Source organism: Sulfitobacter sp. 15WGC, from assembly GCF_005068605.1.
In the GTDB taxonomy this organism is placed as follows: domain Bacteria; phylum Pseudomonadota; class Alphaproteobacteria; order Rhodobacterales; family Rhodobacteraceae; genus Sulfitobacter; species Sulfitobacter faviae.
Genome location: NZ_SZNL01000006.1, coordinates 205276 through 212573 on the forward strand (window position 1 = coordinate 205276; position 7298 = coordinate 212573).

8 protein-coding genes and 1 pseudogene are annotated in these 7298 nt (G+C 59.2%); 3 read left to right on the top strand and 6 right to left on the bottom strand.

Translation table 11 applies throughout. The annotated features are described in order from the left end of the window. The 5 genes and pseudogenes from FCK22_RS07380 to FCK22_RS07400 all read right to left on the bottom strand — a co-directional run. Nucleotides 1-237, bottom strand: a pseudogene (locus tag FCK22_RS07380) (cupredoxin); the annotation flags it as partial. A gap of 46 nt (nucleotides 238-283) precedes the next feature. Continuing rightward, nucleotides 284-1642, bottom strand: coding sequence for a copper oxidase (locus tag FCK22_RS07385; RefSeq protein WP_136720345.1), 1359 nt, complete (start codon nucleotides 1640-1642; stop codon nucleotides 284-286). A gap of 17 nt (nucleotides 1643-1659) precedes the next feature. Next, nucleotides 1660-3123: a TolC family protein gene (locus tag FCK22_RS07390; protein ID WP_136720346.1), complete on the bottom strand. Its 1464-nt coding sequence runs from the start codon at nucleotides 3121-3123 to the stop codon at nucleotides 1660-1662. Next, the gene (locus FCK22_RS07395) at nucleotides 3123-3416 is read right to left on the bottom strand and encodes a hypothetical protein (RefSeq protein ID WP_136720347.1); all 294 of its coding nucleotides are present in this window, start codon (nucleotides 3414-3416) and stop codon (nucleotides 3123-3125) included. The genes FCK22_RS07390 and FCK22_RS07395 overlap by 1 nt, the downstream gene beginning before the upstream one ends. A gap of 643 nt (nucleotides 3417-4059) precedes the next feature. After that, nucleotides 4060-4332, bottom strand: a complete 273-nt coding sequence (locus FCK22_RS07400; protein WP_093928486.1) for a metal-sensitive transcriptional regulator — start codon at nucleotides 4330-4332, stop codon at nucleotides 4060-4062. A gap of 98 nt (nucleotides 4333-4430) precedes the next feature. Here FCK22_RS07400 and FCK22_RS19250 point away from each other — a divergent pair, with 98 nt between their 5' ends. Genes FCK22_RS19250 through FCK22_RS07410 form a run of 3 tightly spaced genes read left to right on the top strand, consistent with a single transcriptional unit; the run spans nucleotide 4431 to nucleotide 5753 of the window. Beyond that, the gene (locus tag FCK22_RS19250) at nucleotides 4431-4736 is read left to right on the top strand and encodes a hypothetical protein (RefSeq protein WP_248646451.1); all 306 of its coding nucleotides are present in this window, start codon (nucleotides 4431-4433) and stop codon (nucleotides 4734-4736) included. Between the two features lie 23 nt (nucleotides 4737-4759). Beyond that, nucleotides 4760-4948: a DUF305 domain-containing protein gene (locus FCK22_RS19255; RefSeq protein ID WP_248646453.1), complete on the top strand. Its 189-nt coding sequence runs from the start codon at nucleotides 4760-4762 to the stop codon at nucleotides 4946-4948. A 16-nt stretch (nucleotides 4949-4964) separates the two neighbouring features. Next, entirely contained in the window at nucleotides 4965-5753 is a 789-nt protein-coding gene (locus FCK22_RS07410; protein ID WP_136720348.1) for a MauE/DoxX family redox-associated membrane protein, read from the top strand. A gap of 1193 nt (nucleotides 5754-6946) precedes the next feature. Here FCK22_RS07410 and FCK22_RS19075 read toward each other — a convergent pair. After that, the coding region (locus FCK22_RS19075) for a hypothetical protein (protein ID WP_211243561.1) at nucleotides 6947-7298 on the bottom strand (352 nt) is incomplete at its 5' end.

Below are 7298 nucleotides of genomic sequence, written 5' to 3' on the forward strand. Positions count from 1 at the left end.
GCCTTTTTTGATGTCGAACTCGGCGGGTTCAAAGATCATCTCGCCGTCGTCGGTTTCGCGCATGGTCACCTCGATCGTGCGGTCAACCGCCTCGGCCTTGCCGGGCATGCCTGCGGCCATTTCCTTGTGCATGTCGCCATGGCCGTCATCGGCGTGACCGCCGCCATGGGTGCCTGCGGCAAAGGCCGGGGAGGTGATGAGAAGGCTGAGGGCGGTTGAGAGAAGAAATTTGTTCATGGTGTTTCCTGTATGGTTTTAGAGGTGATTATAGTCCAAGAGCCGCTTAGCCCTTGGAGGTTGGTTTCGGCGTGATCTGGGTTTTCGGGCTGTGGTTCTGCGCGAAGTCCGGCAGTTCCCCGGTCCATTCATACGCCTCGGTGCCCGGAGGGTTTTCATACCAGCCGGGATCTTCGTAGTCGTCCGCGTCGACGCCTTCGCGCACCTTCACGACCGAAAACATGCCGCCCATTTCAAGGGGTCCATGCGGCCCCCAGCCGGCCATCATCGGCACGGTGTTGTCGGGCAGCGGCATCGACATTTCGCCCATATCCGCCATGCCCGCCGTGCCCATGGGCATGAACTCAGGCTGCACGCGGCGGACCTGACGTGTCATGTTGGAACTGTTGGTGCCGATCAGCGTGGGCACGTCGTGGCCCATAGCGTTCATCGTGTGGTGCGACTTGTGACAGTGGATCGCCCAGTCGCCCAGATGCTCGGCCACGAACTCATAGGCGCGCATGGCGCCGACGGGAATGTCGATGGAGACCTCGGGCCACTGCGCCGATTCCGGCACCCAGCCGCCATCCGTGCAGGTGACCTTGAAGTCATAGCCATGCATGTGGATCGGGTGGTTGGTCATCGTGAGATTGCCGACGCGCACGCGAACCTTGTCGCCATGGTTGACGACCAGGGGGTCAATGTCCGGGAAGATGCGGCTGTTCCATGTCCAGAGGTTAAAATCCGTCATCGTCATGATTTTCGGGATGTAGCTGCCCGGATCGATGTCGAAAGCGTTCAGCATAATCAGGAAATCCCGATCAACGCGCATGAAATCGGGGTCATTGGGATGGACCACGAACATGCCCATCATGCCCATCGCCATCTGCACCATCTCATCCCCATGCGGGTGATACATGAAGGTGCCGGATTTGGTCAGGTCGAACTCGTAGATAAATGTCTTGCCCGGCGGGATGCCCGGATGGCTCAGCCCGCCGACACCGTCCATGCCCGAGGGCAGGATCAGCCCGTGCCAATGCACCGTCGTATGTTCCGGCAGGCGGTTGGTAACATAGATGCGCACCCGGTCGCCCTCGACGGCTTCGATGGTCGGACCGGTGGACTGACCGTTGTAGCCCCAGAGGCGCGCGACCATACCATCAGCAAGTTCACGCTCGACCGGCTCGGCAACGAGGTGAAATTCCTTCACGCCATTGTTCATCCGGTGCGGCAGGGTCCAGCCGTTGAGCGTGACCACGGGGTTATAGTCCGGCCCACTGGTGGGACGGGTCGGCGCTTGGGTGAGGGCCGAATCCATCTCGGCGGCCTCGGGCAGGCCCATATTCATGGTCTGGCCCCATGCTTTGGAGGACACGAGCGTTGCACCCGCAGCGCCGGCCCCCAGCAGTTGACGTCTGTTAATCATTTGGTTGCTTCCTTGTCTCAATGTCCTGCGCCGCCACTGGCGGCGATCTGTGTCTCTCCGCCGGCACCGCCGCCGCCGCTGCCACCGCCGTAGATCGCGGCGGTCAGACCGGCAGAGGCCAGCCAGAACTCACGCTTGGCATTGGCTGCCTCAAGCTGGCTTCCGATCTTTTCGCGGGCGTCGTTCAACAGATCGAAGGTGCTGGTGATCATGCCGTTGTTGCTGAGCAGAGCCTCTTCATCGATGGTGCGGCGCAAAGGCAGCACCACGTCTGAGTAGTGCCGTGCGATCTGGTGGCTTGAGCGGTAGGCCGTGGCCGCCGCCCGGGCTTCGGAGCGGACGTTCACCGCCCGTTCGGCCAGCACATTGGCGGCTTGAAGATAGCTAAGCTCGGCCTTGCGCATTCGCGCCTTGCCGCTGTCGAAAATTGGGATGACGAACTCGAACTCGACCTGAGGTGAGATACTGGTCTCGACTTCCCCGTCCTCTTCCTCACGCTCGACCTCGGCACCAGCGATGACTTCGAGGTCGGTCAGGGTGCGGGTGGCATCGGTCAGACCATAGGCCTTGGCCGTTGCTGCCAACCCCAGCCGGGCGACTTCCAAATCAACACGATTGGCGAGCGCCAGCCGTTCGATGCCCTTGTGGCTGCTGACCGTATTGGGCACGCGGGGCAGAGCATCGGGCACATAATAGGCCACGTCCTGCCCCCAGAGCCCCATGAGCCGGGTCAGCTGTTCCTTGGCCAATTGCGCATCCAGCCGCGCCTGCGCCAGCTGTCCGGCCATCTCGGCATTGAACGCCTGCTCGCGGGCCTGTGCGGCCTTGTTGAGCGCGCCGGTCTTGCCCAGCTGCTGCGCCAGTTCCGCCGCCGCATCGGTGGTGACGGCAGCACGTTTAAGGTAGCCCACCGCCTCAAAGGCGGCGACCGCGTTGATCCATGCCTCGCGCGTTTCATTGGCCAGTGCCAGCGTGTCGCTCACCGCCTGCATCTGCGCGTGCTGGAATTCCGCCTCGGCAGCGGCGATGCGCTGTTTGCGGGTGCGAGCGTCCAGCAGGTTCACGGCGATCATGCTTTCCAAGGCACGGTAAAGCCCGACCTCGGGCGCGCCGATGCCCAGCAAGCCGATGGAGACGACGGGGTTTTCTGGCGTGGACTGCTGCCATGCTTCGGCCGCCGAGAGGCCGATCTGCGCATAGGACGCCTGAAGCCCCTTGTTGTTCAAAAGCGCGACCTGCACAGCGGTTTCGGCACTGATCGTTTTACCCTGCACCATGGCGCGGACCTGTTTGGAGGCCGCGACGGTCTCGGCCTGCGACTGCGCCCAGACGGTGCGCTTGCCGATGGCCTTGGAGGTGCGTGCCTCCACGGTGGCAAAGCCAGCATCACGGGCCGAGAAACTCACCGGCAGGTCCGTTGCCGTGCAGGCGCCCAAGATCAGTGGTGTAATGACGGCGGCGGTTTTCAATTTCCAACGCATCAGTGGTTCATCCCCTGCATATCCATCCCTTGCATAGGTGCCTGTTCAGCGTTCAACCGTCGCCAATCGAGCGGCTCCACCACGCCGCGACGCCGGTAGCCTGCAAAGGGTTGCTCTTCGGCGGTCGTGGCACTGCCGCGCGTGCTGTTGTCGGCGGCGGTCATCGCGGCGACTTCGGGCAGAGGCGTGGGCTGCTGCACATAGGCGGCAGTGACGTCTGGAAATGGGGGGAGCGTCGTGGCGCAAGCCCCAAGGGTCAGGGACATCGCCCCTGCAATCAGTGGTAATTTCATTGGTTTTTTGCCTGAGAATAAGGTGATCTTACCCGCAGCCAGACGCCGCGGATGCAAAGGCCGTTAGTCGGCCGGGATCAACTCAGGCTCGAGGCGGACGCAATTGACCAGCGGGTTGGCCAGAGGCGACAGAATGGGACACGCTGGTGTATTCAACGGATCGCACAGCCGTCATTTTGGCGTCCTGCGAGGAGGTCAGCGCTCCCGTCAGGCAAATTCCACCACAGCAAGGCTCGCCTTCGAAACTGTCAGATATTTCTGTTTGGTCGGGCATGGCCGCTGCGTCCGGATGCAGTTCGGACTCTGTGGTCATCTGATGACCCGCGTGATGCGCCGCCTGCGCGCTGTCATGCATCCCGCTTTCGGCATGAACCGACGAGGGCGGCAGCAGCAACAGACCACAGGCCAAAACCACGCCGAGAAGGACGCGACAGAGGTTGGATATGTCTTCCAGAGCACGCATAGGTGTTAGCAGTGTCGTAAGTCGCAGAGCCTGTCAACGCGTCCAGCGCTGGAAGGATTGCGGTTTTCTGGCGGAAACCGGCCTAAAGTGCGGGGCGGCGGATTGGCGTTCCGACCCAGAGAAGAGGTCAGAGGCGCTGGCTACGGTGCCAGAGCGCGATGGGCATTCGGTCCGAAACGCCTACTTCGACGCCTTTTGCAAAAGACCAATCAACTCGTCAAACTTGGCGCGTTGTTCTTCCGGGTCGCCGCTGGCAATCGCAGCCTCGACGCAATGCTGAGCGTGGTTCTCCAGCACAAGCTTTTCGACCCCCAGAACGGCGGATCGGATTGCCGCAGTCTGTGCTAAGATGTCCATGCAGTAGCGGTCGGCCTCAACCATTTTCGCGATGCCGCGCACTTGTCCTTCGAGCCGCGCCAGGCGATCCAGCGTCTTTTCCTTGTTAGCCTTCATGAGGCGTCGCTCCATTCGGGATTTGTTGCCGATCGGATAATATACCCCATATGGGTATAAAACGATGGCACACATTGGCAATTTAGGAGGGCAATACAATGGATTCAAAGAATAAGCACGACGATAGCACAAGCAGCGGCTATGGCCGGTTCTTTGCGATGATCGGCACCTCGACGGTCGTGATGTATGGCCTGATGTATCTTAACACTTATGCCCTTGACCATGTCTTCTTCTCGCAGACGCGGATGTGGATGGCGCTCTATATGGGCGGGGTAATGGCAATCATCATGCTCGCCTTCATGCTCGGCATGTATTCCAATCGAAAGACGAATTTTGCGATCTTCACTGGGGCTGCCATCGCCTTTGCGGCCGGCGTCTACTTGGTCCGGTCGAAGATACGGTAGGCGACACCGCTTGGATGAAAGCCATGATCCCGCACCATTCAATCGCGATCCTGACCAGCGAACGCGCAAACCTGTCCGATCCGCGCGTGCGCGAGTTGGCCGACGCGATCATCGAGGCACAGCGCAGCGAGATCGAAGAGATGAAGCTATATATCGAAGACATCGAAGCCAACGGGGATGCAGCGCCTGGCACGCCCCGCACCAAACCCTAAGATAAAGGAGCATATCATGCCATGTGACACCCGCGATGTCGCAGACGTAACAGCTGACCCAGCCGCATCCGCGACAGGGAAAACCGCCGTGCTCTACCGCATGGCCCTGCCAAACCACCTGTGCCCGTCAGGGCAGAAGGCGCGATGGCTTTTGGAGCGCAAGGGCTACGAGGTCGATGACCGCCTGTTCCGCGCGCGGTCCGAAGTCGACGCGTTCAAGGCGCAATACGATGTTCCCACGACCCCGCAAGTCTGGATCGAAGGGAAGCGCATTGGCGGCTATGACGCCCTGCGCCAAGAACTTACCGACTACGACCCTGCGTCGACCACCTACAATCCCGTGATCTATCTCTTTGCCGTGGCTGCGGCGACAGCGCTTGCTCTGTCCATCGGCTTTCTCGGCGCGATCACGTGGCAGACGCTCGGTTGGTTCATTTCAGTCTCGATGATCCTATTGGGAATGCAGAAGCTGCGTGATATTGAAAGCTTCACGACGATGTTCCTCAACTACGACCTGCTGGCACGCAAATGGGTGCCATATGCCTACGTTTATCCATGGGTTGAAACCGGGGCGGGCGTGCTGATGACCGGGATGTTGCTAACCTCAATTGCCGCCCCAGCCGCACTCTTCATAGCCACGGTTGGCGCAGTAAGCGTGTTTAAGGCCGTCTACATCGACAAGCGTGAGTTAAAATGCGCCTGCGTTGGCGGCAATTCGAACGTGCCTCTCGGATTTGTGAGCCTGTCCGAAAATCTGATGATGATGGGCATGGCCATAGTGATGTTGGCCAAGATGTTTACCTGAAGGTCGGGCGCAGCATCTTGCGCTTAGCAAGAGTTCGCAGGGCGGAAATGGTCAACTGAAGCAAAAATGCTTGTCTCAGCTTTGTCCGCAGAGCTGCCGTTCGCGCGTTTTGCGACGAACGGCGGCTCTCCGCCCATTATTAAAGTCCTCGCAGATGCGGCGGAGATCATGCAAGTGCAGCGAAGGTCCGGAAGGTCCCGCCAAGCCGACCTCCAGCCTTGGTTAGACATAGCGTCGAGTCCACGAGGCCGGTCACGAGTTGCACCACGAAATTTTAAGGGCTGGACCAAGTTGGCGCAGTAGAGAATTGACAACCCTCGTGCCGGTGATCCTTCAGATCTTATGGATATCGACCTCGAACGGCATTTCGCACTGCCGGGCATGACAGAGCGTATTAAGCTCGGCCTCTTCCTCTTCCTCTTCATCGTCATGTCACCACAGGTCAGGCGCTGTCGTCATCTGACGGCTGGGACGCAGCGAGTGCCTGAATGCGCTTTGCTGGGCCTTTGTAACGCGCCCCTCGGACGAAACCGCCGTTAGCGCGCGCCATATCAGCGTGTGAAACCCGACCAGAGCGAAGTAGTTCTTCATCGCGTTCGCGCGCGGCGGCTTTCTCCGCTGCGCGTTCTTGGAATGAGAATCTGGGCACCTTTGGTTTCATGTTGTCTCCCTCAGGTATGCTTATCACATCGATGTCGATTTCTTTCGAGGAAACCGCGCCACCTGCGGCCAGCCTGTGCCGCACTTGCAGACAGACCGGCGCTCGAATTCGTGCTGGGTAATGCCCTCAGGCAGCTCGCTGGGCCTGCGGGTCACCGTATGTCCGCAATCCCAACATCGGATCTCGATGTGGGTAATGCCGGGAGTAAACAGTTCATCCGATATTGTTTTTGACATCGTGCATGGCTGTTTGCCAACTTCGTTTTCGTGCGCACCATAAGACGCCATGGTCACATCGCCAACATGATCGCTAAAGTGTTGGCGATGCAAATCTATAGTCCTGAATGGTTTGACCGGGTGGTAGGGTAGGGTGAATGTTCGTCTTGAACACGCTTGTCCCGTCATACAACTGGAAAACGCGGATTATGAAGCGCATTTCCCCTTGGAGAAACCGCTCGGTCTCTCAGCGGTGTGCTACTTGCCAGACCTCTTGCTGCAAAGTGGTTCGGCCAGGAGAACCCCGGCCGAACCAGTTACTTAAGTAATTCGCCGCGCAATATTTCAGCCTTTCTCAGATTTATGACGTCCGAAATGCTGTTTGCCAATTTAGCCAAAGCGCATTGGAGCCGGTAAATTGCGTGACCACGATTGCTAACGTGAGTCTCCTCCCAAGCACCTGACATGCAGCATTCGTCGAAGTGGATCGATGTCTGCGTCTCAGCGGCTATATCTGCCTCCAGAGTTTCAACGAACGCTTTTAAACAATCGATCTTCTGCCCGGAGAAGCTGTCGGCGGACAACTTTCCGCACAAAATGTCACCGATCGGCTGGTGCAACTCCTTATGAAGGTTGGCGCTATTATCAATTCGCCTGAAAGCGTCCGCG

Excerpts from the sequence above, each read along its gene's own strand:
- FCK22_RS07385 (WP_136720345.1), bottom strand. The coding sequence starts at position 1,642 with ATGATTAACAGACGTCAACTGCTGGGGGCCGGCGCTGCGGGTGCAACG.
- FCK22_RS19250 (WP_248646451.1), top strand. The coding sequence starts at position 4,431 with ATGGATTCAAAGAATAAGCACGACGATAGCACAAGCAGCGGCTATGGC.
- FCK22_RS19255 (WP_248646453.1), top strand. The coding sequence starts at position 4,760 with ATGATCCCGCACCATTCAATCGCGATCCTGACCAGCGAACGCGCAAAC.
- FCK22_RS07410 (WP_136720348.1), top strand. The coding sequence starts at position 4,965 with ATGCCATGTGACACCCGCGATGTCGCAGACGTAACAGCTGACCCAGCC.
- FCK22_RS07400 (WP_093928486.1), bottom strand. The coding sequence starts at position 4,332 with ATGAAGGCTAACAAGGAAAAGACGCTGGATCGCCTGGCGCGGCTCGAA.
- FCK22_RS07395 (WP_136720347.1), bottom strand. The coding sequence starts at position 3,416 with ATGAAATTACCACTGATTGCAGGGGCGATGTCCCTGACCCTTGGGGCT.
- FCK22_RS07390 (WP_136720346.1), bottom strand. The coding sequence starts at position 3,123 with ATGCGTTGGAAATTGAAAACCGCCGCCGTCATTACACCACTGATCTTG.